The following is a 24531-nucleotide window of genomic DNA, read 5'->3' on the forward strand; positions in this document are numbered from 1 at the left end:
CTTGTTAACCGCGGGCGGTTAACAAGTACTCACGGGCGGGACGCATCCTCTTCGGTGAAGTTGGGGGTCAGCCGCAGTTCCGCCAACGGCACCTCGCGGTCGGGGCTGCGGACCTCGACGCGCACAGCTTCGCCGGTCGCGTCGTCCCGCATCCCGATCGGCGCACCGCGCTTGCCCTGGAGGTACTTGTCGCCCCACTGCATCAGCGCGAGCACAGCAGGTAGAAGGTCACGCCCCTTCTCGGTGAGCACGTATTCGTAGCGGGTGCGCTGCCCGGGCTCCTTGTAGGGTTGCCGCTCGAACAGGCCCTCGGCCGTCAGTTCACGCAGTCGGGACGCCGCCACGGCCTCGGTGATGCCGACCCGTTTCGCGAAGTCGTCGAATCGCGTGGTGCCGTAGTAGGCCTCGCGCAGGATCAGGACGGCCGAACGCGTGCCGATCACGTCCATCGCCTTGCCGATGGAGCAGTGCGTCGCCCGCCAGGTGTCGCGATCTGCGAGAAAGCCGTCCAACCGTGCCGCGTCCATGCACCTCAGCATAGCTGACTTGCAAATTCCATAGTCAGCAGCTACAACTTCCAGGACAGGTGCGACAGCCCGCTGGCGTCGAGTTCGAGCCCACGCGGAGTCGACACCAGCCGCAGCAGCACCTCCTGACATCCCGGGCACCGCACGACGACACCGGGCGCGCGCGTATAGACGTGCACGGCCGCCATCGGTCCGTCGAGACCGCAGAACCGGCACTGTCCGGTCGCCGCGGTGAGGTCGTGAACGAAGATCTCCGCGAACGGCCCGCCGAGAACGTTCCCGTCCTCGAAGTCGTTGCCCTGCAACGTACTCATCGACAATTCCTTCCTCCGGTCACGGCCCCGAGGGACCGAACCGCTCCGTCTTGATGTCGTCCGGCGAGTGCCCGAGCGAGAGCAGCAGGCGAGCCGCCTCCTCGACGAATCCGGTGGGCCCGCACACGAAGCAGCGCGGCGCGAAGTCCGCCGGCCATCCCCACTCCGCGAGATCGGCGGCAGTGATCCGACCCGCCGGGCGCCGCGGCGAGTCCTCGCGAGTGTGGAGAACGAACGTCTCGACTCCCCCGTCGCCGCTCCCGGGCCTGTTCAGCTCGTCCGCGAACAACTGGTCGGCCCGCGTCCGGAGGGAGTACACGAGCCGGAACGGCGTGCGGTCGTGGCGGAACCGGCGCTCGCGAACCATCGACATCAGCGGCACGATCCCCGACCCACCCGCGACGAGAAGCACCGGCGCGCCGCCACCCTCGCGCGGCGACCACACGAACCAGCCACCGATCGGTCCGCGCACCTCGATCAGATTGCTCGCGGCGAACACGTCGGTCAGATACGGAGACACCTCGCCGTCCGCCACCCGCTGGACGACCAACTGCAGTCGCCACCCGTCCGGTGAACGCTCGGCCGGCGACGCCAGCGAGTAACTCCGTTCGGTGGTGTATCCGTCGGGACCGGTCAGGCGGAGATCGACGTGCTGCCCGGCGCGATGCCCAGGCCACTCCGGGACCTCGAGGACCAGGGCCCGCGCACTCGCCGTCTCGGGCCACGACTCGACGAGTTCCGCCACTCGCCAGCTGAGCACCGTGCGGCCCAGAAGTTCACTGGTCACCCTGGTACCTCTGCTCCCGCCACGGGTCGCCGCGATCGTGGTACCCGAGTTGTTCCCAGAAACCCGGGACGTCCTGGGTGACGAGCTGGATCGACCGAACCCACTTCGCGGACTTCCACAGGTAGAGATGAGGCACGAGCAGACGGGCCGGACCCCCGTGCACCGGCGCGAGTGGCGCGCCCTCGTAGGTGTGCACGATCCACGCCTTGCCGCCGAGGATGTCGGAGACGGGAAGGTTGGTGGTGTAGCCGCCGTCGCATCCGACGAGGACGAATCCCGCGGACGTCTCGACGTCCGCGAACAGGGTGTCGAGGGAGACGCCCTTCCACGAGGTTCCGAACTTCGACCATCGCGTGACGCAGTGGAGGTCGACCGTCGGCCGCTCCTGCGGGAGCTTCATGAATTCGGCCCACGACCACTCGTGGCGCCGGCCGGTCTCGTCCGTCACGGTCAGCGTCCACGTCTCGGTCGGGACGCGGGGCGTCGGTCCTGCCGAGAGGACCGGGAAATCGCCGACCTCGTACTGCCCGGGCGGAAGAGAGTGCTCGCTGCGAGGTCTGCCGTGGAAGCCGGGGGTCAGAACAGCCATGCCTCACGTTAGGACCGCCGCGGGGTCTTCGCAGCGCAAACCGGCGATCCGAGGCGCCCATCACACCTGACTTGCGTTAGTCATAGTCAGGTGTAGATTGCTGACTATGGCCCTCAATAGTCAGGTGCGTGAGGAAGTGCGGGTCGGCCCGCTCCTCACCGTCCTCTCCGGCGCGCCGTTCGTCGCCAGCCTCGATCTGTTCGTCGTCAACGTCGCGTTCGGCGACATCGCGGCGAGCTATCCCGGGTACAGCCTCGGCGACCTCAGCTGGGTGCTGGGCGGCTACGCGATCGTGTTCGCCGCACTCCTGGTTCCGCTCGGACGCTGGGCCGACCGCGTCGGCCGCCGGCGCGGATTCCTTCTCGGGCTGGCGCTGTTCACCGCGGCCAGCGCGGCATGCGCGCTGAGCCCCTCGCTGTGGCTGCTCGTCGCCTTCCGACTCCTTCAGCCCGTCGGTGCGGCCGCCCTGACCCCAGCCAGCCTGGGACTGCTCATCAGCACGGTCCCCGAAGCCAGACGTGCGGGCGCGGTCCGGATCTGGGCCGCGTCGGGTGCCGCGGCCGCGGCCTTCGGACCCGTGGTGGGTGGCCTGCTCGTCGAGGCGTCGTGGCGCTGGGCCTTCCTGATCAACGTCCCCATCGGAATCGCGTTCCTGATCGCCACTGTCCGGTTGGTCCCCGACTTCCGCCCGACCGCCCGCGACGCGGACCTCGACCTGTTCGGAGCTGCACTACTGACCGTCGGTATCGGCGCCCTCGCACTCGGACTGGTCCAGGGACCCGACTGGGGATGGGGCGACCCCCGAATCGCGCTCGCCTTCACCGTCGCTGCCGTGTCCGTCGCACTGTTCTGGTGGAGCAACAGCCGACAGCGTGAGCCGCTCATCGAACCCGCCATGCTGAAGGTGCGCACGTTCGCCTGGTCGAACGTGACCGCGCTCGCGTTCAGTGCCGCCTTCGCGGCCGGTCTGCTCGCGAACATCCTGTGGCTGCAGCAGGTGTGGGGCTACTCCGCGCTTCTGACGGGTCTCGCGATCGCGCCGGGCCCGTTGATGGTGCCGGTGTTCGCCGTGGTCGGCCAGTTCCTGTCCCGCACGTTCTCGGCCGCAGCGCTCACCGCGGCGGGTAGCGCCCTGTGGGCGGCCGGCGCCGTGCTCGTCCTCTCGTCCGTCGGGAGGGAACCGCAGTATGCGTCGGAACTGCTGCCCGGCTGGATGATCGCGGGTGTCGGGGTCGGACTGGCGTTGCCGACGATCCTGTCGTCCGCCACCGCCGGACTACCGCAGACGCGCTCGGCCACCGGTAGCGCCGTCGTCACCATGAGCCGTCAGGTCGGAACCGTGCTGGGCGTGAGCATGCTGGTCGCAATCCTCGGCACGACCACAGGTTACGCAGACACCCACTCCGCCTTCCAACTCGCCTGGTCGGCGGTGGCCGCGGTGGCCGTCGTCGCCGCACTCACCGCCACCCGGATGAATCCACCCCGTGAGCACTTGTCAACCGCCCGCGGTTGACAAGTACTCACAGCACCGAAAGGGAACCATCATGAGAGACGCCGTCATCGTCGAGGCCGTCCGCACGCCGATCGGTAAGGGCAAGCCCTCGGGCGTCCTGCACGGAGTGCACCCCGTCGACCTTCTCGCCCACAGCCTGTCGACCCTCGTCGAGCGCACGGGAATCGATCCCGCACTGATCGACGACGTCATCGGCGGCACCGTCACCCAGGTCGGGGACCAGAGCCAGAACATCACCCGCAGTGCGCTTCTGGCCGCCGGATTCCCCGAATCCGTGCCCGGCACGACCGTCGACCGGCAGTGCGGCAGCAGCCAACAGGCCGTTCACTTCGCCGCGCAGGGCGTGATGTCGGGTGCCTACGACATCGTCGTCGCCGCCGGTGTCGAATCGATGGGCCGAGTTCCGATGGGATCCAGCAGCATCGGACGCGAATCGATGGGCGTGGGCTTCGAGCGCCGCTACCCCGACGGCCTCGTCCCGCAGGGAATCAGCGCCGAACTCATCGCCGCCCGGTGGGGACTGTCCCGCACCCAGCTCGACGAGTTCGCCCTGCGCAGCCACCAGAAGTCCGCGGCGGCAACGAGTGCCGGGAACTTCGCGAAGGAACTCGCCGTCCTGCCGGAGCTGAGCGTCGACGAGGCCATCCGGCCGGACACGACGCTCGACGCACTCGCCGGCCTGCGACCGGCCTTCCGCAGCGACTTCTACGAGGAGCGGTTCCCCCAGATCGACTGGTCGATCACCGCGGGCAACAGCAGTCCCCTGTCCGACGGAAGTGCGGCGCTGATGATCACCACGAGTGAGATCGCGGGACGCCTGGGACTGCGCCCGCTGGCCCGGCTCCACAGTTTCGCCGTCGTCGGCGACGACCCGCTGATGATGCTCACCGCCGTCATTCCCGCGACACGCAAGGTGCTGCAGCGCAGCGGACTCGACATCTCCGACATCGACCTGTTCGAGGTCAACGAGGCGTTCGCGTCGGTGGTCCTGGCCTGGGCGGCAGACACCGGAGCCGACCTGGACCGCGTCAACGTGCACGGCGGCGCGATCGCGCTCGGACATCCACTGGGGGCCAGTGGCGCCCGCATCATGACCACGCTGGTCAACGCGATGGAGCAGCGCGGGGCCCGGTTCGGGCTGCAGACCATGTGCGAGGCCGGCGGACTCGCCAATGCCACGGTGCTCGAACGACTCGTGTGACGCGGCAGTAGTCCACCTCAGCCGTTTCGGCGGGCGATCGCGTCCCCCACCACACGCAGCGACTCTCGCAGCGAGTGCGGCTGGAGCACTTCGACTCCCCCGCCGAGAACGGTCAACTGCTCGAGCGCCACGTCCTCGGCCTCGAGCACCAGGTCGACGGTCACCCAGCCGTCGTCGTCCGGCGTTCCGGCTTCGACCCGTGCGGCCTCCACACCGACCACCCGGGGCAGCCGGCGCCACGACGCGGGCGACAGGCGCACCCGGCACCGGAAACGCAGGAGCGCACGATCGAATTCGGCCACCGACGCCGACCACCACGCACCCAGATCGAAGTTGTCGGGCCGCACCGCCGCTTGTTTCAGCACGGTCGCGTCACTAATCCGCGACACGCGATACGACAGCGTCCGTCCGCGATGCTGCGCAACGAGATACCAGACACCGGCCTTCGCCACCAGCCCCAGGGGGTCGAGAGTTCTTGCCGCCGAACGGCTCCCCTTGCGGTAGCGGATGCCGAGGCGCCGGCCCTCGAGCACCGCGGACGCCACCACCGGGAGCTCACCGTTGTCGCGTGGTCCGTCGAACCAGCCGGGGGCGTCGACGTACAGGCGATCTCGCCACAGCTGAGCCCCGGCGCGCAACGGGACCGGCAACGCCCCCAACAGCTTCGACTGCGCCGCAGCGGTGACGTCGCGAAGACCGAGATCGTCGGCGATCGACGGGACACCGAGCAACATCAACGCGGACGTCTCCTCGCCCGTCATGCCGCCGAGTTTCGACTGCCAGCCGTCGAGCAACCGGATTCCGCCGCCGGGCCCGCTCTCCGTCCACAACGGCACACCGGCCGCCGACAACGCCGTGACGTCGCGATACACGGTGCGGACCGAGACCCCGAGTTCGTCCGCGAGTTGCTGCGCGGTGGCCCCGCGACTGCCCTCCAGACGGAGCATGACCTCGACGAGCCGACTCGAACGCATGCTCCGATTCTAGTGAAAATCCCTGACAGTAGATGTCAGGGATAGCAGAGCACACTGGTCGGCATGACCAACTGGACGCAGTTCGAGACCGAAGCACCCGACCTCGCCAAGGCTGTCGCCGCACGCTTCGAAGCGCACAAGCACCACGTACTGGCGACGCTCCGCAAGGACGGTTCCCCGAGGGTGAGCGGCACCGAGGTCGAGTTCTACGAAGGCGCGTTACTGCTCGGCTCGATGGTTGGTGCACGCAAAGTACAGGACCTGCAACGCGATCCGCGATTCTCTCTCCACAGCAACCCCGGTCACCACACGATGGACGGCGGCGACGCCAAGATCAGCGGCCGCGCACAGGAGATCCTCGGGGAACGCAAACTGCAGATCCTCGCGCACTACCCCGACGAGATCCCCGAGGCGGACGTCTTCGAACTCGGCCTCGACGAGGTGGTGCTCACCACCGTCGACGGCGACCACCTGTACGTCGATCTGTGGCGACCGGGTGCGGAGGTCACCCGGTTCACCAAGTGACGGTTACTGCGTGACCGCGAATCCGAAGCCGAGAGTGCAGGCCTCAAGCGGCCCCTTCGGCCCGTCGGGGTCGTAGGTTCCGCCGGGAATCAGGTGTCCGGTGAAGCCGGGCAGTTCGCGTTCGACACCCTCACCGTTCGTCAACGGCCCGGACGAGCCGATCGTCGGCGCCTGGCCGCCGATGTTCAGGTAGGTCACCTGAGCGTCGGTCGTGGCCTTTTCCGGCCCCTCGAACTCCCACTCGACCTGGTTGCCTTCCTTTTCGACATCGAGCGTCGCGGCGGGTTTACAGTTCGCCAGCGGGTCGGGCATGAACGGCGCGGCGGAGGCGGTGGCCGGTGCTGTGAAGAGGGCGGCCGCACCGAGTGCGGCAACGGCGACGGGTCGTGCGAACGCTGCGAGAGTGGACATGGTGTTCCCTTTCGTGAGTCGTCCCGCAACGATTTCCCGCCGCGATACCGGACGAAACAGACAGGGCGCCTACCAGGTGACGTTCTCGGCGCAGTGGCGTCCGTTGGCGGTGGATTCCACCTGCACTGTCGCGTGCGAGAGCAGGTGGCTCTCGAGGACGGTCCGCGCCGATTCGAGGACGACGGACGAGTCGGCGTCCGTGGTGAGGTGGACGGTGGCCACGTCCATTCCCGTCGTGAGCGTCCATATGTGGAGGTCGTGCACGCCGGTGACCCCGGGTAGCGCTTCGAGGTCGGCCTGGACCGATTCGACATCGACGTCCTCGGGGGACGCCTGCGTGAGGATGCGCAGCGACGCGGCGGCGAGTTTCATCGCCCGCGGCACCACCCACAGCGAGATGAGGACACCGACGATGATGTCGGCGTAGGTCCAGTCGAACGCCAGCACGACGCCGCCGGCGATGAGCACGCCGACGCTGCCGACGGCGTCCGCGAGCACTTCGAGGTAGGCGCCGCGGACGGCCAGGCTGTCCTTCGAATCGGCGCGCAGCATCAGCATCACCACGAGGTTCGCGGCGAGTCCGACGGATGCGGTGAGGATCAGCGCCATGCCGGGAAGGTCGGGGGCGTCGCCGATGCGGGAGATCGCCTCGTAGAACACCCAGACCGCGACGGCGAGCAGCATCGCGGCGTTGGCCATGGCCGTGAGCACTTCGGCGCGATGCCAGCCGAAGGTCCGGGCCGCGGTGGCACTGCCCTTGCGTGCCAGGAGAAGTGCGACGAGACCCATCGACATTCCGATGACGTCGGTCAGCATGTGCCCGGCGTCGGCGAGCAGCGACAGCGAGTTGACGGTGAGACCGACGACGACCTCGAGAACCAGGAACGCGAGGAGGATGACAAGAGCGATCACCATGCGGCGGATCCGACCCCGCGACGGGCCTACCTCACCGCTGCCTTGCGTATGGCCGTGCGAATGGCCGTGACCGACTCCCATGGGTGAGCCTCCTCCCGAGTTGTGCCGATCATATGCGTACATGCGCATATGTTCAACAGCGTGCTCGGGCGGTCAGAGCTCGGGACGATAGGCCGGCTTCTCCACGGTGGGCGGCAGGGTGGCGATGGCCGAGATGCGTTTCAGCCCTGCAACCTGCAGAAGGTCGACGGTCAGCGACCGGATCTGCGCGAAGACGACCGTGGCCGACAAGCCCGCGTTCTCCACCAGTTCCGGTTTCAGTCCAGACGCCACCGAACGCAGCACCCGCGCCGCCTCTGCCTGATCGGGTTGCTGACCGGGGTCGGCGAGCGCCATCTGCCGGAGGGTTTCCAAGGCGTGGGCGAGTTTCTCCACCTGGTCGACGAGCCGTGGGTTGAGAATCTCGTCGTCACGCACCAGCGTGAGCGAACGCCGCGCGAGAACCCGGATGTTGCGCAACGCATTGTCGAGTGGGTCCGCGGCCGCGGTGAGTCGTTCGAGCCGGCCGCGGGTGTTCCAGTACAGCGGCGAGATTCGGCTGATCTCACGGCCGCCGGCGAGGTGGGTCCGCAGCGTGTCGATGGACGCCTGCGTTGCCCTCGCCTTTTGGAGGGCCTTCTCGATGGGCTTGTCGTCGTTGGCCACCAGACCGTCTGCCACCAGCTGCATCACCTCGGACGCCGTCCCGAGAACGTTCGCGGCGTACTTCCGCGCCCGCCCCACGGGATGCGTGGGGATCAGCGCGACGACGGCGATCCCCACCAGACCACCGGTCAAGGCGTCCACCATGCGGTCGATACCGGCGGTGCCGCCGGGTGGCAGCAACGTCGCCACAAGCACCGCGGAGTTACCCGCCTGCATCGAGAAGATCGGTCCGCTGTTCAGCAATACGGCCGCGGACATCGCCAGGATCACGACGAGAGTGATCTGCCAGGTACCGCTCCCGATGACGGAGACGATGAGGTCGCCGACCCCGATCCCGATCGTGACACCGGCCACCAACTCGACGGAACGGCGCAGGCGGGCGCCGAGAGACAGCCCCAGCGACACCACCGCCGCGATCGGCGCGAAGAACGGCGTCGGGTGACCGATCACCACCGTCGCCACCCACCAGGCGGCGCCGGCAGCGATCGCGCACTGCAGGATCGGCAGTGCCGACACCCGCAGTCGCTGGGCCGAAGTCCTCAGCCCGTCCCGGCCACGGACTTTCGCCGAGCTGAGGGCGCTAACCGACGCCAAGCGCTTCGGCGGCTCGGGGATCGCAGTCCTCGAGCAGATCGAGGCACCGCGCGTACTCGTCCGTTTCGCCGATCGCCTTCGCCGCCTTCGCCAGCACGGCGACGCACCGGAGGAAACCACGGTTGGGTTCGTGGCTGTACGGAACCGGGCCGAAACCCTTCCACCCGTTTCGACGCAACTGGTCCAGTCCACGGTGGTACCCGGTGCGCGCGTAGGCGTACGCCGCGATGGTCTCGTCGGCCTGGAGGGCCGCCTCGGCCAGGTAGGCCCATGCGATGGATGCGGTGGGATGGGCGGCTGCGACGGAAGCCGGATCCTCGTGGTTCAACAGGGCCGACTCGGCCTCGTCGTCCCCGGGGAGCAGCGTGGGCTGTGGTCCGAGAAGGTCACCGAAAGACGTCATGCGCCTATTGTGCCCCCGCCGCGGCGCCGTCACTGCGTCGGCCCGCGTCCGCGACGCGCCCTGTCGCGGTCTCCGATGACGCAGGATGTCGTTAGGCTGCCCCCAACGTTCATTTCTCTGCAGACCGAGGGGCAGCGAGTGCAGGACCCGAAGAAAGACGAATCGACTCAGAAGCCGGCCGCGGACACACCGTCCGGCCCGTCCGCGGCCGGCACCACCGCCGGCAAGGGTGCCGACGGCGCCGACGCGACCGCGAAGCCTGCGAAGACCGCGCAGCCCGCGGCGGACGCAGAGCCCGCCGCACCGAAGTCGCCCGCGCCGAAGCCCCCGCAGAAGAAGGCGCCCGAGAAGGTAGCAGAGAAGAAGGCCGACGAACCGCAGCCCGAACTACCCAAGCCTCCCGCCCCGCGCCCACGAGCCGAGACACCTCAGGCCGGCCCGGACTCTGCCGCGAAACCCGTGGACAAGGCATCCGAGGCGGCCACCACCGCGATCCCGACGCAGAAGAGCGTGCCGGCATCGGGCGACGCCGCGACCGTGAAGATGCACCGCGCAGCGACCACACAGACCCCGCAGGGGCAGGGGCAGGCGACACCCCCGTCGGACGACGAGACGGTCGCGATCCGCGTGACGAAACCCGCCGTCCCGGCGACGCCGCCGCCGCCCCGACCTGCCGCCGCCCAGCCGAACCAGCCTCAGAACGCGCGGCCCGTGCCCCCGCCGCCCGCTCCCCCTCGGCCGGCGTCCGCCCCGCCGAAGGCCGCACCGCAGCGGGTGCTGCCGCCCCAGCAGAGCGCGCCGCAGCGCGTCGCCGCGGCGCAGCAGCCTGCGAAGAAGCACGGCAAGGCGTGGCTGTTCGCCGCGATCGCCGCCGGCGTCATCGTCGTCGCCGCCATCGCGGTCGCCGGCGTGATCGTCTACAACAACAACCAGGCCGAGAACTCCCCCGAGGCCCAGGTGCAGGGAACGATCGACACGTTCGTCGCGGCCCTCACCCAGGGCGATCTGGCGACGCTGCGCACCAGCACCTGCGGCAGCCTCGCCGAGTACTACCAGGGCATCTCGGATCAGGATTTCGCCGAGGTCCACCAGGTCGCCGTGAACCAGCAGAACATTCCGGTGGTCGGCGGCGTCGACGCCGTGCAGATCACCGGCGACAGCGCCATCGCCCAGGTGAAGGCCCACACGGCCGCCAACCCCGGCGAGCAGTCGTGGCGCACGTTCAACCTCGAGAAGGTCGACGGCACCTGGAAGATCTGCGACCCCCGATGAACGACTGTGCGCCTTTCCGGTAGCGGTGGCTACCGGAAAGGCGCACGGGCGCGAAGCGCCTATCCGGAGACGGAACGTCCCGCGGACTTGAGGTCGTTGCAGGCCTCGACGACACGGGCAGTCATGCCGGCCTCGGCCTTCTTCAGGTAGCTGCGCGGGTCGTAGACCTTCTTGTTGCCGACCTCGCCGTCGACCTTCAGCACGCCATCGTAGTTGGTGAACATGTGACCCACGATCGGACGGGTGAACGCGTACTGGGTGTCGGTGTCGACGTTCATCTTGACGACGCCGTAGTTCAGCGCGGCCTCGATCTCCGACTTCAGCGAGCCCGATCCACCGTGGAAGACGAAGTCGAACGGCTGCGAGCTCTCGGACAGCCCCAGCTTGGCGGCGGCAACCTTCTGGCCGGTCTCGAGCACCTCGGGACGCAGCTTGACGTTGCCCGGCTTGTAGACGCCGTGCACGTTGCCGAACGTCGCGGCCAGCAGGTACTTGCCGTTCTCGCCGGTGCCGAGGGCGTCGACGGTCTTCTCGAAGTCCTCGGGCGAGGTGTACAGCTTGTCGTTGATCTCGGCTTCCACACCGTCCTCTTCGCCACCGACGACGCCGATCTCGACCTCGAGGATGATGTTGGCGGCCTTCGCCTTCGCGAGGAGTTCCTTGGCGATCTCCAGGTTCTCGTCGATCGGGACAGCCGAACCGTCCCACATGTGGGACTGGAACAGCGGGTTGCGGCCGGCCTCGACGCGCTGCCGCGAGATCTCCAGCAGCGGGCGGACGAACGTGTCGAGCTTGTCCTTGGGGCAGTGGTCGGTGTGCAGGGCGATCGTGACGTCGTACTTGGCAGCGATCACGTGCGCGAACTCGGCGAGTGCGACCGCGCCGGTCACCATGTCCTTGACGCCCAGGCCCGAACCGAACTCGGCGCCACCGGTCGAGAACTGGATGATGCCGTCACTGCCGGCGTCCGCGAAGCCCTTGATGGCGGCGTTGATGGTTTCGGAAGAAGTGCAGTTGATGGCGGGGAAGGCAAAGGAGTGCTCCTTGGCCCGACCAAGCATCTCGGCGTAGACCTCGGGAGTCGCGATTGGCACGGCGGCAGTCCTCCATTAAGAGTCGATTTCGGCGCGCGCGATCAGCGCAGCGCGCGATGTGGTCCTAGCAGTATGGCAATACCGGTAGCGTACGTCTCCCGGTGGCTGTCGCGGCACCCCGTTTCGACAGGTCCACGACCCGGCCGAAACTCCATGACCTGCAGTATTCCGTCAGTCGGGGAATACGCCGGTACGCTGAGGGCCGTGATTGTGCAGGCAGCATCGGATTCCGTGACCAACCTCGCGTTGTTGCCGGGATTCCTCGACCCGGTGAACCTCCTCAACTCCTTCGGCACGTGGGTGCTCGTCGGACTTCTCCTGGTCGTCTTCATCGAGTCGGGATTGCTGTTCCCCCTGCTCCCCGGCGACTCGCTTCTCTTCACCGCGGGACTCATCGCGGCGTCGAAGTCGACGGAGATCGAACCGTTCGCCCCCATCTGGGCGCTACTGGTTCTGATCCCCATCGCCGCGATCCTCGGCGACCAGGTGGGCTTCTTCATCGGCAGCAAGGGCGGTACCGCCCTGTTCAAGCATGACGACGCGCGGTTCTTCAAGAAGAAGTACATCGACGAGTCGCACGCCTTCTTCGAGAAGCACGGCCCGATCACCATCATCCTGGCCCGCTTCGTTCCGATCGTGCGCACGTTCGCGCCGGTCGTCGCGGGTGCGTCACGGATGAAGTACTCGCTGTTCCTGACGTACAACATCGTGGGCGGCATCCTGTGGGGTGCCGGCGTCACGCTGCTCGGGTACCTGCTCGGTCAGATCGAGTTCATCCGCGACAACGTCGACATCATCTTCCTGCTGATCGTCTTCGTGTCCGTCCTGCCGATCGTTCTCGAGGTGGGCAAGCGCGTCGTGAAGTCGCGGCAGAGCGCGGGCGCCACGACCGAGGACGCGCAGCCGGTCACCACACCCACCGATCCGACCTCCTGAAACCGATCGAGTAGCGCACTGACGATGGTCACCACGGCAGCAGGCACCTTCGGGCCTCTCGTCTCGGCGGGCCCGGCTCTGGTCTGGATCGTCGTCCTCGCGTTCGTGTTCATCGAGTGCGCGGTGATCCTGGGCCTGTTCCTGCCCGGCGACTCGATGCTGATCACCGCCGGAATCGTGCTGGCCAACCATGCGTCGGGCGCCGGCCACGTGTGGGCGTTGTCGGTCGGCGCGATGATCGCCGCCATCTGCGGAAACCAGGTGGGGTACGTCATCGGTCACCGCACCGGCAACCGCATCCTCGCCCGCAAGGGCGGGAAGTATCTCAACTACACCAACCTGCACAAGGTCAACGTCCTGCTGGAGAAGCACGGCTTCTGGGCGGTCCTCATCGCCCGCTGGATTCCGTGGGTCCGCACCCTGTGCCCGCTGGTCGCCGGTGCGGCCAAGATGAACCACACCAAGTACACGATCGCCAGCACCATCGGCGCCATCTTCTGGGCACCCGTCCTGCTGCTCATCGGCTTCTACTTCGGCTCTTTCCTGGACCGGGTGTCGTGGCTGATGCCGGCCGTGCTCGCCGGGATGGTCGCGCTGCTGGTGATCGGCACCGTGCTCGGGGTGTGGCACTACCGGCAGGAGATGGCGCGGCCGCCCGAAGAAGTGGCCGTCGAAGAAGTTCTGGACTAGTGCCGATGCACCGCGTCCCACGCGGGCAGCGGGTCGTCGAACCGAACCCAGGCCGTCGGCCCTGACGCCAGCTCGTCGTCGGTGAGCAGCGCCGGCTCCAGGATCCGCCGCGGACCGCCGGGGTCGAGGCGGATCCCGATGAACACGATCTCCTGCCCCGGTGTCTCGTCGCGGACGCCCACAGCTGGGCCGTCTCGATCACGAGGTTCGGACCAGCCCGCGACCAGACGGCGGCGAGGTCCGGGCGGCTCGCGGCCCAGCCGGGCAGCTCGGCCGCGACCTCCGAGTTGTACAGGCCGGTCCCGAGAACCTCACCGGGATCCACGACGCCGCGCGTGGTGCGCAGCAGTGTCGCGGTGGGGTTGAGCCTGCGCACGGTGGCCTCGCTCACCGAGGAACGTCGACGCATCCACCACCGTCACCATCGTGTCGAGGGCGGCCACCGAACCGAGACTGAACCCGTCTTCGAACTCCCAGTCGAACGTGGCGGCGACGGGCATCGGTTCGGAGATGCCGGTCGATTCGATGACGAGATGGTCGAACCGGCCCTCCTTCGCCAGCCGCGCGACGGCCTCGACGAGGTCTTCCCGCAGGGTGCAGCAGATGCAGCCGTTGGTGAGCTCGACGAGTTTCTCCTGCGTCCGGTCCATCCGCAGCCGCGGGCTCCCGATGTCACACCCGTCCACTCGAACGGAACGGATGCGACACCGGGCGCGAGCGGACGCCGGCGGCTGCGCCTACAGCGCGACGGCGCCGGACGCGTCCGCGTACTGGCTCACGGGGCGGGGCAGACCGAAGTGGTCGCGCAGTGTGGCGCCCGAGTACTCGGTGCGGAAGAGCCCGCGCTCCTGCAGGATCGGAACCACCTTCTCCGCGAACACCTCGAGACCGCCCGGGTAGTACGGCGGCATGACGTTGAAACCGTCCGCCGCGCCCTGCGTGAACCATTCCTCGATGGTGTCGGCCACCTGCACCGGCGTCCCGACGACCACCCGGTGCCCGCGCGCACCGGCGAGACGGTGCAGCAATCCGCGCAGGGTCGGACTCTCCCGCTCGACGATCCCGGCGATCACCTGCAGGCGACTCTGCTGGTTGTCCGTGACGTCGCCGGCGTCCCCGAACAGTCCGGCAGGCACGGGGGCGTCGAGTTCGAGGTGGCGCACGCTCGAACCCGTGAGGCTCTCGAGCTGGGCGAGCCCGTACTCGGGCGACGTGAGTTCGTTGAACTCCCGCTCCAGGTCGCGGGCCTCGGCCTCGGTGTCGCCGAGGAACGGGCTGATGCCGGGCAGGATCTTCACGTGATCGGGGTTGCGACCGTACTGCGTCGCGCGCTGCTTGACGTCCGCGTAGAACGCCTGCCCGTCGGACAGCCGCTGGTGCGCGGTGAAGATGGCCTCGGCGTACTGGCCCGCGAATGCGCGGCCCTCGTTGGACGCACCCGCCTGCACCAGCACCGGGTGCCCCTGCGGGGAGCGTGGCGCGTTGAACGGTCCCCGCACCCGCAGGTGGCGCCCCACGTAGTTGATCTCGTGGATCTTCGCCGGGTCCGCGTAGATGCCTGCGGCCTTGTCGATCAGGATGGCGTCGTCTTCCCAGCTGTCCCACAGCTTGACGGTCGCGTCGACGAACTCCCGCGCCCGCGCATAGCGGTCGGCGTGATCGGGGTGGCCGGCGAGCCCGAAGTTGGCGGCCGCCAGGTCGGTTCCGGTGGTCACGATGTTCCAGCCGGCCCGGCCGCGGGAGATGTGGTCGAGGGACGCGAACAGTCGCGCCAGATTGTAGGGCTCGAAGTACGTCGTGGACGCGGTCGCGATCAGGCCGATCCGTTCGGTGGCGGTCGCGATGGCGGTCAGCAGCGTGATGGGTTCGAGCGCTCCGGCGGCGCCGTGCTCGACGTCGCTGCGCAGGGCCGGGCCGTCGGCGAAGAAGATCGCGTCCAGCTTCGCCGCCTCCGCGGTCCGCGCGATGTCCTGGAAGTAGGAGACGTCGTACAGCCGCTCGGGCGTCGTGAGCGGGTGGCGCCACGCCGACTCGTGGTGCCCGGCCGGGTAGATGAACGCGTTGAGACTCAGCTGCCGCTGTTGATCTGACATAACGAACTGTTTAGCAGCGCCGAATCGGGGGCGACACGGTTAATTTTCGCGTGATTCGAACCGTCGCTCTAGCGGCGTGGATACCCTGCCGCGGAAACCATGTGCGCGGCCTCCATCAGCATCCAGCCGCCGAGCTGGACGGACATGTCGCGTTCCGGGACCCCGGACGACCGCACGGTGCCCCCGGTGAACGTGGCGATTCCCCCGCCCAGCCCCGGCAGCTGCGCCTGCTTGGTCCAATCGTGGCCGAACAGCGGCTGCCCCTCGATCTGCAGCCGGTTCTCCCAGGCCGATTCCGCGGAGCTCAGCACGAGCTGGGCGGCGATCTCCCGTGCCCTGATGTCGGCGGGCGACTCCCACGGCAGCATCACCGCGGTCAGCGCCAGATACCGCGCGAGGATCCCGTTGAACAGGCCACCGTCTCCCCCACCGCCGCCGTTTATGACGCCGCGGGGTGCGAGGTGCTCGTCGATGGCGTCGACCAGCCGGTGAGTCCTGTTGCGGTGCCGCGGCGAACCGAGGCGCACGGCGAGTTCGGTTTCGAGGCCGAGAACGACGCCCTGACAATACGAGTAGACGTTCCTTTCGATTTCACCACCCGGGTGGATGCCGTCGACGATCAGGTTGGTGTGCACGTCCCGCAGCGTGTCGTCGATCCAGTCGGCCGTGGCCTGGGCGCGCCACAGCTTTCCGGTGCGGGCCAGCATGATCCCGGCGGGCCCGTTGGCCGGTGCGTTGTAGAAGTCAGAGCCCTTCCGCCACGGGATGCCGCCCCCGGCCTCGGGCGCCCAGGCGTCGAACAACTGGGATTCGAGCGCCTGCACCGCACTTCTGTTGTCTATGAAGTGCATTCGCTGGGCACGCTCGAGGGCGATACCCAGCCAGGCCATGTCGTCGTAATAGTTGTTGGTCCAGCCCGACAGGTTCCGCAAACGATGGCTACGCGCCAATTTCACGATGCGCCGACGACGGCGCGGCGTGGGGTCCCGTTCGAGCGCGTCCACGGCGCAGTCGAGCAGGTGGGCCTGCCACCAGTAGTGCCAGCTGAGGAACAGCCGCTCGCGCCGCACCGCCGGCCAGGCGACGACGCCCAGCGTGGTGCCCGGAAGCGCCCACAGCCGGCGAAGGTGCCTGCTCACCACCGCTTCTTCAGCGGCGTCCGCGCGCGCCGACCACGAGTCCTGCATGAGAGTTGATCTTGCCTATTCGCCGGGGGTTCCGCTACCAGGCACGGTCGAGGTCGGCGTGCTGACGCACCCACGCATGCATGGCGATTCCTGCGGCGACGCCCGCGTTGATGCTGCGGGTGGAACCGAACTGGGCGATCGACACCGTCATCGCCGCAACCTCTTTCGCCTGGTCCGTGACTCCCGGCCCCTCCTGGCCGAACAGGAGCACGCAGTCGCGGGGCAGACTCGCCGTCTCGATCGGGACGGACCCGGGCGTGTTGTCGACGGCCACGATGGTGAGACCGCGCTCACGTGCGAACTCGACGAGGCCGTCGACGTCCGAGTGGTGGAGGACGTGCTGGTACCGATCGGTGACCATGGCCCCGCGCCGGTTCCAGCGTCGACGTCCCACGATGTGGACCGCGGCGGCGGCGAACGCGTTGGCGGTGCGCACCACCGTCCCGATGTTCGCGTCGTGGCCGAAATTCTCGATGGCCACGTGCAGCGGGTGGCGGCGGCTGTCGATGTCCGCGACGATCGCTTCCCGCGTCCAGTACCGGTAGGCGTCGACCACGTTGCGGCGATCGCCGCCGGCCAGCAGTTCGGGGTCGTAGCGCGGGTCGGCAGGGACCGGGGTGTCGTGCTCCTCGGTCCACGGGCCCACACCGTTCGGGTTGTCCCCCCATTCGGTGGGCCCCGCCTCGCCGACTTCGACCTGGCCGGTCTCGACTCCGCTCACGATGTCAGAACGTCTCGTTCGAATCGGGGGCGACGGTGAACCCGTGCGACGTCTCGTCGTTGGTGCACGTGACGGCCGTGGCAGTGGTGCTGCACGTGTAGCCGAGCTTGGTCAGTTTCGCCCCGGCGGGCAGGGCCGCGTCCGGTTCGTCGCCGCCCGACGTGTAGACGAGGCCACCCGCGCACATGAACGACGCCTCGCCGTCGTTCTCGACGCGGATCCCGTGACCCCAGTCGACCATGCAGTCGGCCGGGCGCGGCGGCACCGGGCTCGTCGACCCCTGACATCCGGCCTCGGTGCGGTTCGGCAGCTTGATGATGCCGCACTGGAACCCGCCGTCCGGGGACGTGAAGAAGTACGACTCGTTGTGCTCGTAGGGGACGTCGACGAGCGTCGTGGTCGGCGCCTCCGTCGTCGTGGGCGGCGGCGCAACGGTCGTGGTGGTGGTCGTCGGCGGAACCGTGGTCGTGGTGGTGGTCACAGGAGCCGCGACAGTCGTCGTGGACGGCGGCGGTGCCACCGCGTCCGAGGACCCACCACACCCTGCGAGCATCATGGCCGAGCCAATGCTCAGACACACCAACGACACCCGACGCCACGCCATACGGCCACCTCCACACACGCTTACCTGCTGCCGACACTGCACTCTAACGGCAGTGCGGCGGTGGGGCCGCCTCGGCGACGCCGGGACGGGCTAACCTGGAGGTGGAGGCAATCGATGAATCATCAGCGCATCGTGCGGACGGTCTGCTTCGTCACGGTCGGCTACGTCATCGTCCTCGCCGTCTGGCTGGGATGGTTGATCGAACACACCCCTCCCGCCACCATCCCGTACCAGATCATGGGATTGGTCGCCGCCTTCGGTTCGGCGCTGGGATTCGGGATGATGGCGGCCGAACGGCCCAGCCGCGCCGACCGCCTACTCGAACGACACGGGCTCGAAGGCTGGGCCCGGATCGAGCACGTCACTCCGCTTCGCCGCACCCCCGACAACGGCGAACTCACCGAATTGGATCTGCGGCTGACCGTGCCCGGTTCCGAGAGTTACGTCGGACGCGTCGTCTACGAGGTGCGGCGGGAGAACGCGACACGCTTCGTGCCCGGCGAGACGATCACCATTCTCGTGGACCCGAAGGACCGGGACCACATCATGCTCTGCCCGTGACCCGGCGACGCCCGAGCACGAGCATCCCCTCGACGAGCAGCAATTGGGCCGCAGCGTAGCTGGCGAGGATCACACCTTCCGCCACAGCCCTCCCCCGCTCACCCCGGATGAACAAGCGCCGCACCACGATCAGACCGTCGGAGGCGGTGAACAGCATCCCGCCCGCGCCGAGCCAGCTACGACGGTCGGTTCCCGGCACGGCTACATTCGCGACGACGTCCGCGCCGGGCGCGAGGGACGGATCGGCCGACAGGGTCGACGTGGTACCGAGCAGCGACCCGTACGCGGTCAGCGGCACGGCGACCTCCTTCGCCCGCCCGCGGAGCAGCGCCACCGCGCCTGCCCAGCCGGCGAACCGGGGAAGCAGTGCGGGCGCGGTGGGCCGGGCGCCTCGGCGCAGCAACAACGCGGAATAGCCGACCTGCATGGCGGCGAACGAGGACGCGCCACGCACCAGGCGGGCGTCGTCGTCGGGATCGATCATGAAGACGTCGCCCACGGTCGCGGCCGTGAGACCGGCGAGGAGGAGCACGACGTCGGCGGGGTCCGTGTCGGCGCGCCGCCGCAGCACGCGGGCGGCGAGCGCGGGCGCGATCAGTGGTTTCGCGACCTGCTGCCACCGTTCACGTCCGGTGACGGCCCCGACGACGGTGGCCAGTGTCGCACCGGCGAACACCGCGTGCTCGACACCCCAGTTGTTCTTCGACTTCACGTCTTCCTCCCACACTCGCGGACGTGCCGAGGTTACCGGCCCGAAGAGTGGTTGACTTGAGAGTGGACGCGACGGACAATCCGCGATTGTGAGGCACAGGTGATGGCAAAACAGGCGCGCGCGGCAGCCACCCGCCATCAGGTACTCGAGGGCGCGGCACTGAGCTTCGAGAAGCTCGGGTACGGCGGCGCGAGCCTGAGCGGGATCCTCTCCTACGCCGACGTGACGAAGGGCGCCTTGTACTTTCATTTCGAGTCCAAGGAAGCACTCGCCTGGGCCGTGATCAAGGAACAGCACGCCATGGCGATGCTGGCGGCGCAGCGAGTGCTCGCGACGGCGCAGTCACCGATGGAGGCGATCCTGTTGTGCGCCAAGGAGATGGCGCGCCAGCTGCTGACCGAGCCCATCGTGCGCGCGGGGGTGCGACTCACCCTGGAACTCGGTACGTCCCGCGGCCCGGCCACCGATCCCTACATCGACTGGACCGACACCCTCGTCGCGCTCGCGGGCAAGGCGCGGGAGGCGGGAGAACTGCGCGGGACCGTCGACCCTGCCGCACTGGCCCGGTTCCTGGTCAGTTCGTTCACGGGTATGCAGTTGGTGTCCGAGGCACTGACCGGACGTTCCGACCTGTACGAGCGGTTGGCCGACATGTGGGCGCTGCTCCTGCCCTCGATCGCGTCGCCGGACATGTTGCCCCGCCTGCTCGAACTCGCGGCACTGCGCGACGACGTCGCGTCCTGAGGGCTCAGACCCCGCCGGGTGTGGGCGCGGGAGTGTCCGGCGCCGGATGCGGCAGATCGAGCGGTTGCGTCTGCGTCGGCACCGTCTGGACGACGGCGATCCGGGCGCCGTCCGGGATGGCGTCGACCGAGCAGATCGTTCCGAAGATGCCGAGCCCGCCGAACAACGCCAACAGTCCGTAGGCCAGGAACGTCGACGTCCGTTCGACGGCGGAACGCGGTTCGCGTTCCGCTGTCACCGTGGTGCGCCGCACGTACACGGCACGTCGCTCTCGGGGAATTCGGGTGAGTTCAGCCATGTGGCCCTTCTTCGCATGGTTCGTCGGTGCGGGTGGTGTCGGGTCGACGCTTTCGAGTCTGTCGTGATGCCGCCCGGGTGTCGTTCACCCCAGGGATGGAAAGCGCCCCACCCAGGGTTCGGCGGCCCGGCGTGGGGCCCCGGGACGCGGGTGGTTATGATCCAGACCACACTCAGCATGTACGCACTGCGGATGACATGACCGCTCTGCGTACATTGCGAGTTTCGCCCGAGCAGGAAGGCCTCATGACGACCACCGAGGAACCGACTCGCAGCGACGACGTGCAGACCCGTCCCCCTCGCTTCGAGCGACCGCCGTGGCCGCCCGCGGGCCCGCGCCGCCTGCTCGGCGACCTCGGTGCCACCTACGCCGCCAACGGGCTGATCGGGCTGATCTTCTCCGCGACGGGTCCCGTGGCCGTGATCCTGGCCGCCGGCTCCGCGGGCGGACTGTCGCCCCAGCAGATGGCGTCGTGGATCTCCGGCGTCTTCTTCCTCAACGGCATCCTGACCGCCCTCGCCAGCTGGCTGTACCGTCAGCCGCTCGCGTTCTTCTGGACGATTCCCGGCACGATCATCGTCGGCGGCTCGCTCACCCACCTGTCGTGGCCGGAAGTGCTCGGCGCGTTTCTGGTGACCGGGCTCCTGATCCTCGCCCTCGGACTGACCGGGCGGGTGCGTCAGGTCATGGCGATGCTCCCCATGCCGATCGTCATGGCCATGGTGGCCGGCGTCTTCCTGAAGTTCGGCACCGACCTGGTCCGTGCCGTGGGAACCGATGCGGCCGTGGCCGTTCCGATGGTCGTCGCCTTCGTCGCCCTGGCATCGCGCGCCGCGCTCGGCCGGTGGATGCCACCGATCCTCGGCGCACTGCTCGTCGGGGCAGCCGCGGTGGCGGTCACGGGCCGCTTCCACCCGACCGGCTCGGGTACACCGTGGATCGCGGCGCCGATGTTCCAGGCTCCGCAGTTCACCTGGCAGGCGATCACCGAACTGGTCGTGCCGCTGGCGATCACGGTCATCGTCGTGCAGAACGGTCAGGGCGCGGCCGTGTTGACGTCCGCCGGCCACAAGCCGCCGATGAACGTCGGCACCGTCCTGTGCGGGGTCTGGTCCCTCGCCACCTCCGCCGTCGGAGCCGTCTCGACATGCCTGACGGGTCCGACCAACGCCCTGCTGGTGGCGTCCGGGCAGCGCACCAGGCAGTACACGGCGGCCGTCGCATGCGGGCTGCTCGCCATGGTCGTCGGCCTGTTCGCGCCGCTGTTCGTGCAGCTGATGCTGGCCACCCCGGTCGCGTTCGTCGCGACGCTCGGCGGGCTCGCGATGCTCCGGGCGCTGCAGGGTTCGTTCGTCGCCGCGTTCAGCTCCCGGCACACGCTCGGCGCGCTCGTGACCTTCCTCGTGACCGTGTCGAACATGCAGTTCCTCAACATCGGGGCCGCGTTCTGGGGGCTGATCGCCGGACTGCTCGTGTCCCGGGTGATGGAATCGGGTGATTTCCGGAAGGAGTGATCCGTCACCGTCTCCGCCGCCACCACCGCGTGCCCGTTCGGGGCGGATCCGGCTCGGGTTCCGGCGACGCCGTCACCTTCGGCTTCCGCGCCGGCCGGTTCTGCTGGCGCCAGGTCGCGACGACCTCGTCCGCGTCGACCGGACCGACCGGGATCCGTGGGCCGGAGGGGGCCCGTAACCAGGCGACGATCTGCAGGTTGAGCTGGGCCACCACGTCCCGCACCGCCCGCTCGGACGGCAGACCGCGGATCGTGTCGGGCAACCGCTCGATCTCCTTCCGCAGCTGCAGCGGTGTGGGAAGCAGCGAATCGGCGGGCAGATTCTCGCGCCGGAGGTAGTTCTTCACCCACCACAGTTCGTCGTCGACATCGCCCGCCGGAATCGGTTTACCCGAGCCGGGGAGATCGTCGAAGTCGCCGCGCTCCTGAGCCAGCCGGATCTGTTTGTCGATCCAGCTCTCGAAGCTCACCCCGGGAGGTTTGCGCTCGGTCACGGAGGACATTCTTCCAGGACCCGCCCACCCGCGGTTGCCGATGGCACTTGCCAAGGCACATACTTCCTTTTACTGTGACACGGCGTCTCAGTTAACTGGACCGGCGTTGGCGGTTCCGCATCCACCCCAGGGAAGAAGCCATGACAGCGACAACCACTCAGCACGCCGCCGCACCCGACGGCAGCGGAGACGAGCGGCACCTGCGCGTCGTCGTGGTCGGCGCCGGACTGTCCGGGATCGCCGCCGCGGTCAAGCTCGAACGCGCCGGCATCACGGACTTCGTCGTCCTGGAGAAGTCCGATCGCGTCGGGGGCGTGTGGCGCGAGAACACGTACCCCGGGTGCGGTGTCGACATCCCCGCCCCCGTGTACTCGTTCTCCTTCCACCCCAATCCGCGGTGGCGCAGCAACTTCGCCCTGCAACCGGAACTGCTGGCCTACATCGAGGACACCGTCGACACGTTCGGTCTGCAGTCCAGGATCTCGATGCAGACCGAAGTTCGCGAAGCCGCATGGTCCGACGAGCGCCGACGCTGGATCCTCGACACCAGCCGCGGCACGATCGTCGCCCAGCACGTGATCTTCGCGGCGGGCCCCATCACCGAACCGAGCACTCCCGCCGTACCTGGAATCGACGCCTTCGACGGCGACATCTTCCACTCCGCCCGCTGGAACCACGACGTCGACCTCACCGGGAAGAGGGTCGCCGTCGTGGGCACCGGCGCGTCCGCGGTGCAGTTCATCCCGGAGATCCAGCCGGATGTCGAGGAGTTGTACGTCTTCCAGCGCACCCCGGCCTGGGTGGTGCCGCGCCTGGACTTTCCGTTCCCCCGCATCGCCCAGCGGGTGTTCGCGCGGGTGCCCGCGGTGCAGCGCGCGTTCCGGCGGCTCCTCGACGTCATCCTGCGGACGCTTACTTCGGTGATGCGCCGCGAACGTACCGCCCGGCTCCTCAACCCCATCGGTACCCGCTGGCTGGCCAGACAGGTACCGGACCCGGCACTTCGCGCGGCCCTGACACCGAACTTCACGCTCGGGTGCAAACGCCTCCTGCTGTCCAACACGTATCTTCCGGCGCTGACGAAAAGCAACGTCGAGCTGATTCCGCACGCCCTCGCCCAGGTCGACGGACGCGTGGTCGTCGGAGCCGACGGCACCCGCCGCGAGGTCGACGTCATCATTTTCGGCACCGGCTTCGACGTGAGCCATCCACCGATCGCGAGCCGGATCCGCGGCCGGGACGGAACGCTGCTGTCGGAGAAGTGGTCGACGAGCCCCGAGGCCTACCTGGCCACCACGACGCCCGGCGCACCGAACGCGTACATCATGCTGGGCCCGAACATCTTGGTGTACAACTCGTTTCTCGGACTGGCCGAGACCCAGCTCGACTACGTGATCGACGGACTCACCAAGGCGGAGCGGCAGGGCATCGAAGTGCTCGAGGTGCGCGATCAGCCGTTCCGCCGGTTCAACGACGCCGTGCAGAAGGGTCTGGAGCCCACCGTCTTCAACAACGGCGGTTGCAGTAGCTACTACCTCGACGCCGACGGCAGGAACTTCGCCGCATGGCCCTGGTCCACCGGGTCCCTGCGCCGTCGCCTCGCCCGGTTCGACCTCGAGAACTACGCCATCCGGCCGTACCGGACAGAGCAGCCCCCCGCCCTCCACCCGTCAGGAAAGTCACGATGATCGAGATCCATCACACTGCCGTCGCCGTCGCACCGGTCGCGGCCACGTTCGACTACGTGGACGACTACCGCCACGTCCCGTCCTGGATGTTCGGAATCACGAAGTTCGATCCGATCGGCGACCAGGACCGGGGCCTCGGCGCGGTCTACGACGCCGCGATGAAGGTCGGCCCCAAGACTCTCGGCTCCGTGGTGAAGGTCACCGGGTGGGAACGCAATTCGGTGATCGAGCTCGAATCGATCGACGGCCTGTACACCCAGTCGCGGTGGCAGTTCGAGGCGGTCGGCGAGACCGAGACCCGCCTGACGGTCGACTTCCGCTACGACCTGCCCGGTGGACTCGCGGGTAAGGCGCTCGGCAAGATCATCGAGCCGTTCGTCGCACAGGCGATCCGCCACACCGACGCCACCCTGCGGCGTCAGGTCGAGCAGGGCGCGAAGCACTCGTCCTGAGCGTCGCGGCCCGC

Annotated in this window: 30 protein-coding genes; 11 read left to right on the plus strand and 19 right to left on the minus strand. The window is 68.4% G+C overall.

The window, feature by feature from the left end; genetic code table 11:
* Positions 1-29: 29 nt before the first annotated feature.
* From ACNJ7E_RS20385 to ACNJ7E_RS20400, 4 genes are read right to left on the minus strand one after another with little or no spacing between them, the layout of a single operon-like run.
* The gene (locus ACNJ7E_RS20385; RefSeq protein ID WP_095867104.1) at positions 30-527 is read right to left on the minus strand and encodes a winged helix-turn-helix transcriptional regulator; all 498 of its coding nucleotides are present in this window, start codon (positions 525-527) and stop codon (positions 30-32) included.
* Between the two features lie 41 nt (positions 528-568).
* Positions 569-841, minus strand: a complete 273-nt coding sequence (locus ACNJ7E_RS20390; protein ID WP_005238458.1) for a DUF6510 family protein — start codon at positions 839-841, stop codon at positions 569-571.
* A gap of 19 nt (positions 842-860) precedes the next feature.
* Complete coding sequence (locus ACNJ7E_RS20395) at positions 861-1628, minus strand: ferredoxin reductase (protein WP_418340841.1); 768 nt, start codon at positions 1626-1628, stop codon at positions 861-863.
* Positions 1618-2217 (minus strand): sulfite oxidase-like oxidoreductase, encoded by a 600-nt coding sequence (locus tag ACNJ7E_RS20400; RefSeq protein ID WP_418340842.1) that lies wholly within the window; start codon positions 2215-2217, stop codon positions 1618-1620. The genes ACNJ7E_RS20395 and ACNJ7E_RS20400 overlap by 11 nt, the downstream gene beginning before the upstream one ends.
* Positions 2218-2323: 106 nt before the next feature.
* Here ACNJ7E_RS20400 and ACNJ7E_RS20405 point away from each other — a divergent pair, with 106 nt between their 5' ends.
* Both ACNJ7E_RS20405 and ACNJ7E_RS20410 read left to right on the plus strand, forming a co-directional pair.
* Positions 2324-3730: an MFS transporter gene (locus tag ACNJ7E_RS20405; protein WP_418340843.1), complete on the plus strand. Its 1407-nt coding sequence runs from the start codon at positions 2324-2326 to the stop codon at positions 3728-3730.
* A 31-nt stretch (positions 3731-3761) separates the two neighbouring features.
* Positions 3762-4931 carry a thiolase family protein gene (locus ACNJ7E_RS20410; RefSeq protein ID WP_418340844.1) on the plus strand — a complete coding sequence of 390 codons (1170 nt, stop codon included), beginning with the start codon at positions 3762-3764 and terminating at the stop codon, positions 4929-4931.
* 17 nt (positions 4932-4948) lie between these two features.
* Here ACNJ7E_RS20410 and ACNJ7E_RS20415 read toward each other — a convergent pair whose 3' ends face one another.
* Positions 4949-5905: a helix-turn-helix transcriptional regulator gene (locus tag ACNJ7E_RS20415; RefSeq protein ID WP_280784142.1), complete on the minus strand. Its 957-nt coding sequence runs from the start codon at positions 5903-5905 to the stop codon at positions 4949-4951.
* 63 nt (positions 5906-5968) lie between these two features.
* On the opposite strand from ACNJ7E_RS20415, the gene ACNJ7E_RS20420 reads away from it, so the two are divergent.
* On the plus strand, positions 5969-6430 hold the full coding sequence (locus ACNJ7E_RS20420) for a pyridoxamine 5'-phosphate oxidase family protein (RefSeq protein ID WP_280784143.1): 462 nt from the start codon (positions 5969-5971) through the stop codon (positions 6428-6430).
* Between the two features lie 3 nt (positions 6431-6433).
* Here the strand turns inward: ACNJ7E_RS20420 and ACNJ7E_RS20425 are convergent, their stop codons facing one another.
* The 4 genes from ACNJ7E_RS20425 to ACNJ7E_RS20440 all read right to left on the minus strand — a co-directional run bounded on the left by ACNJ7E_RS20425 (position 6434) and on the right by ACNJ7E_RS20440 (position 9458).
* Positions 6434-6841, minus strand: coding sequence for a hypothetical protein (locus ACNJ7E_RS20425; protein WP_418340845.1), 408 nt, complete (start codon positions 6839-6841; stop codon positions 6434-6436).
* Positions 6842-6910: 69 nt separating this feature from the next.
* Positions 6911-7837, minus strand: coding sequence for a cation diffusion facilitator family transporter (locus tag ACNJ7E_RS20430; RefSeq protein WP_280784145.1), 927 nt, complete (start codon positions 7835-7837; stop codon positions 6911-6913).
* 72 nt (positions 7838-7909) lie between these two features.
* Entirely contained in the window at positions 7910-8977 is a 1068-nt protein-coding gene (locus tag ACNJ7E_RS20435) for an FUSC family protein (RefSeq protein WP_005260036.1), read from the minus strand.
* A 64-nt stretch (positions 8978-9041) separates the two neighbouring features.
* Entirely contained in the window at positions 9042-9458 is a 417-nt protein-coding gene (locus tag ACNJ7E_RS20440) for a DUF3151 domain-containing protein (protein ID WP_005260038.1), read from the minus strand.
* A 138-nt stretch (positions 9459-9596) separates the two neighbouring features.
* Between ACNJ7E_RS20440 and ACNJ7E_RS20445 the strand changes: the two genes are divergently transcribed.
* Complete coding sequence (locus tag ACNJ7E_RS20445) at positions 9597-10730, plus strand: Rv0361 family membrane protein (protein WP_280784146.1); 1134 nt, start codon at positions 9597-9599, stop codon at positions 10728-10730.
* Between the two features lie 59 nt (positions 10731-10789).
* On the opposite strand, the gene fbaA is transcribed toward ACNJ7E_RS20445, so the two are convergent.
* Positions 10790-11824, minus strand: a complete 1035-nt coding sequence (fbaA, locus tag ACNJ7E_RS20450; protein WP_280784147.1) for a class II fructose-bisphosphate aldolase — start codon at positions 11822-11824, stop codon at positions 10790-10792.
* A gap of 204 nt (positions 11825-12028) precedes the next feature.
* On the opposite strand from fbaA, the gene ACNJ7E_RS20455 reads away from it, so the two are divergent.
* Both ACNJ7E_RS20455 and ACNJ7E_RS20460 read left to right on the plus strand, forming a co-directional pair.
* Entirely contained in the window at positions 12029-12760 is a 732-nt protein-coding gene (locus tag ACNJ7E_RS20455) for a VTT domain-containing protein (protein ID WP_280784148.1), read from the plus strand.
* 24 nt (positions 12761-12784) lie between these two features.
* A complete protein-coding gene (locus tag ACNJ7E_RS20460) occupies positions 12785-13450 on the plus strand; it encodes a DedA family protein (protein ID WP_005260048.1) in 666 nt (221 codons plus the stop codon).
* Here the strand turns inward: ACNJ7E_RS20460 and ACNJ7E_RS44005 are convergent.
* The 6 genes from ACNJ7E_RS44005 to ACNJ7E_RS20485 all read right to left on the minus strand — a co-directional run bounded on the left by ACNJ7E_RS44005 (position 13447) and on the right by ACNJ7E_RS20485 (position 18055).
* Complete coding sequence (locus ACNJ7E_RS44005) at positions 13447-13632, minus strand: hypothetical protein (protein ID WP_489686842.1); 186 nt, start codon at positions 13630-13632, stop codon at positions 13447-13449. The genes ACNJ7E_RS20460 and ACNJ7E_RS44005 overlap by 4 nt on opposite strands.
* 129 nt (positions 13633-13761) lie before the next feature.
* Positions 13762-14100, minus strand: coding sequence for a GTP-binding protein (locus ACNJ7E_RS44010; protein ID WP_489686843.1), 339 nt, complete (start codon positions 14098-14100; stop codon positions 13762-13764).
* 87 nt (positions 14101-14187) lie between these two features.
* A complete protein-coding gene (locus ACNJ7E_RS20470) occupies positions 14188-15543 on the minus strand; it encodes an LLM class flavin-dependent oxidoreductase (RefSeq protein ID WP_280784149.1) in 1356 nt (451 codons plus the stop codon).
* Positions 15544-15611: 68 nt separating this feature from the next.
* Complete coding sequence (locus tag ACNJ7E_RS20475) at positions 15612-16730, minus strand: glycoside hydrolase family 76 protein (RefSeq protein WP_280784150.1); 1119 nt, start codon at positions 16728-16730, stop codon at positions 15612-15614.
* Positions 16731-16764: 34 nt separating this feature from the next.
* The gene (locus ACNJ7E_RS20480) at positions 16765-17451 is read right to left on the minus strand and encodes a TrmH family RNA methyltransferase (RefSeq protein ID WP_280784151.1); all 687 of its coding nucleotides are present in this window, start codon (positions 17449-17451) and stop codon (positions 16765-16767) included.
* Between the two features lie 4 nt (positions 17452-17455).
* Positions 17456-18055, minus strand: coding sequence for a hypothetical protein (locus ACNJ7E_RS20485; RefSeq protein WP_280784152.1), 600 nt, complete (start codon positions 18053-18055; stop codon positions 17456-17458).
* Between the two features lie 114 nt (positions 18056-18169).
* Here ACNJ7E_RS20485 and ACNJ7E_RS20490 point away from each other — a divergent pair, with 114 nt between their 5' ends.
* Complete coding sequence (locus tag ACNJ7E_RS20490) at positions 18170-18616, plus strand: hypothetical protein (RefSeq protein WP_280784153.1); 447 nt, start codon at positions 18170-18172, stop codon at positions 18614-18616.
* On the opposite strand, the gene ACNJ7E_RS20495 is transcribed toward ACNJ7E_RS20490, so the two are convergent.
* Positions 18600-19328 carry a lysoplasmalogenase family protein gene (locus ACNJ7E_RS20495; protein WP_418340846.1) on the minus strand — a complete coding sequence of 243 codons (729 nt, stop codon included), beginning with the start codon at positions 19326-19328 and terminating at the stop codon, positions 18600-18602. The two genes, ACNJ7E_RS20490 and ACNJ7E_RS20495, sit on opposite strands and share 17 nt — an antisense overlap.
* Before the next feature lie 102 nt (positions 19329-19430).
* Here ACNJ7E_RS20495 and ACNJ7E_RS20500 point away from each other — a divergent pair, with 102 nt between their 5' ends.
* Positions 19431-20072, plus strand: coding sequence for a ScbR family autoregulator-binding transcription factor (locus ACNJ7E_RS20500; RefSeq protein ID WP_280784155.1), 642 nt, complete (start codon positions 19431-19433; stop codon positions 20070-20072).
* A 4-nt stretch (positions 20073-20076) separates the two neighbouring features.
* Here ACNJ7E_RS20500 and ACNJ7E_RS20505 read toward each other — a convergent pair whose 3' ends face one another.
* Positions 20077-20370: a hypothetical protein gene (locus tag ACNJ7E_RS20505; RefSeq protein WP_280784156.1), complete on the minus strand. Its 294-nt coding sequence runs from the start codon at positions 20368-20370 to the stop codon at positions 20077-20079.
* A gap of 245 nt (positions 20371-20615) precedes the next feature.
* Between ACNJ7E_RS20505 and ACNJ7E_RS20510 the strand changes: the two genes are divergently transcribed.
* Positions 20616-21884 carry a benzoate/H(+) symporter BenE family transporter gene (locus ACNJ7E_RS20510; RefSeq protein WP_280784157.1) on the plus strand — a complete coding sequence of 423 codons (1269 nt, stop codon included), beginning with the start codon at positions 20616-20618 and terminating at the stop codon, positions 21882-21884.
* 4 nt (positions 21885-21888) lie between these two features.
* On the opposite strand, the gene ACNJ7E_RS20515 is transcribed toward ACNJ7E_RS20510, so the two are convergent.
* Positions 21889-22386, minus strand: coding sequence for a DnaJ family domain-containing protein (locus ACNJ7E_RS20515; RefSeq protein ID WP_280784158.1), 498 nt, complete (start codon positions 22384-22386; stop codon positions 21889-21891).
* A 131-nt stretch (positions 22387-22517) separates the two neighbouring features.
* On the opposite strand from ACNJ7E_RS20515, the gene ACNJ7E_RS20520 reads away from it, so the two are divergent.
* The gene (locus ACNJ7E_RS20520) at positions 22518-24065 is read left to right on the plus strand and encodes a flavin-containing monooxygenase (RefSeq protein WP_418340847.1); all 1548 of its coding nucleotides are present in this window, start codon (positions 22518-22520) and stop codon (positions 24063-24065) included.
* On the plus strand, positions 24062-24517 hold the full coding sequence (locus ACNJ7E_RS20525; RefSeq protein ID WP_418340848.1) for an SRPBCC family protein: 456 nt from the start codon (positions 24062-24064) through the stop codon (positions 24515-24517). Before ACNJ7E_RS20520 ends, ACNJ7E_RS20525 begins: the two co-directional genes overlap by 4 nt.
* The last annotated feature ends 14 nt before the right edge of the window (positions 24518-24531 follow it).

The sequence above is a fragment of the Rhodococcus mengyinensis genome, from assembly GCF_048381435.1.
Classification (GTDB): Bacteria; Actinomycetota; Actinomycetes; order Mycobacteriales; family Mycobacteriaceae; genus Rhodococcus_F; species Rhodococcus_F opacus_D.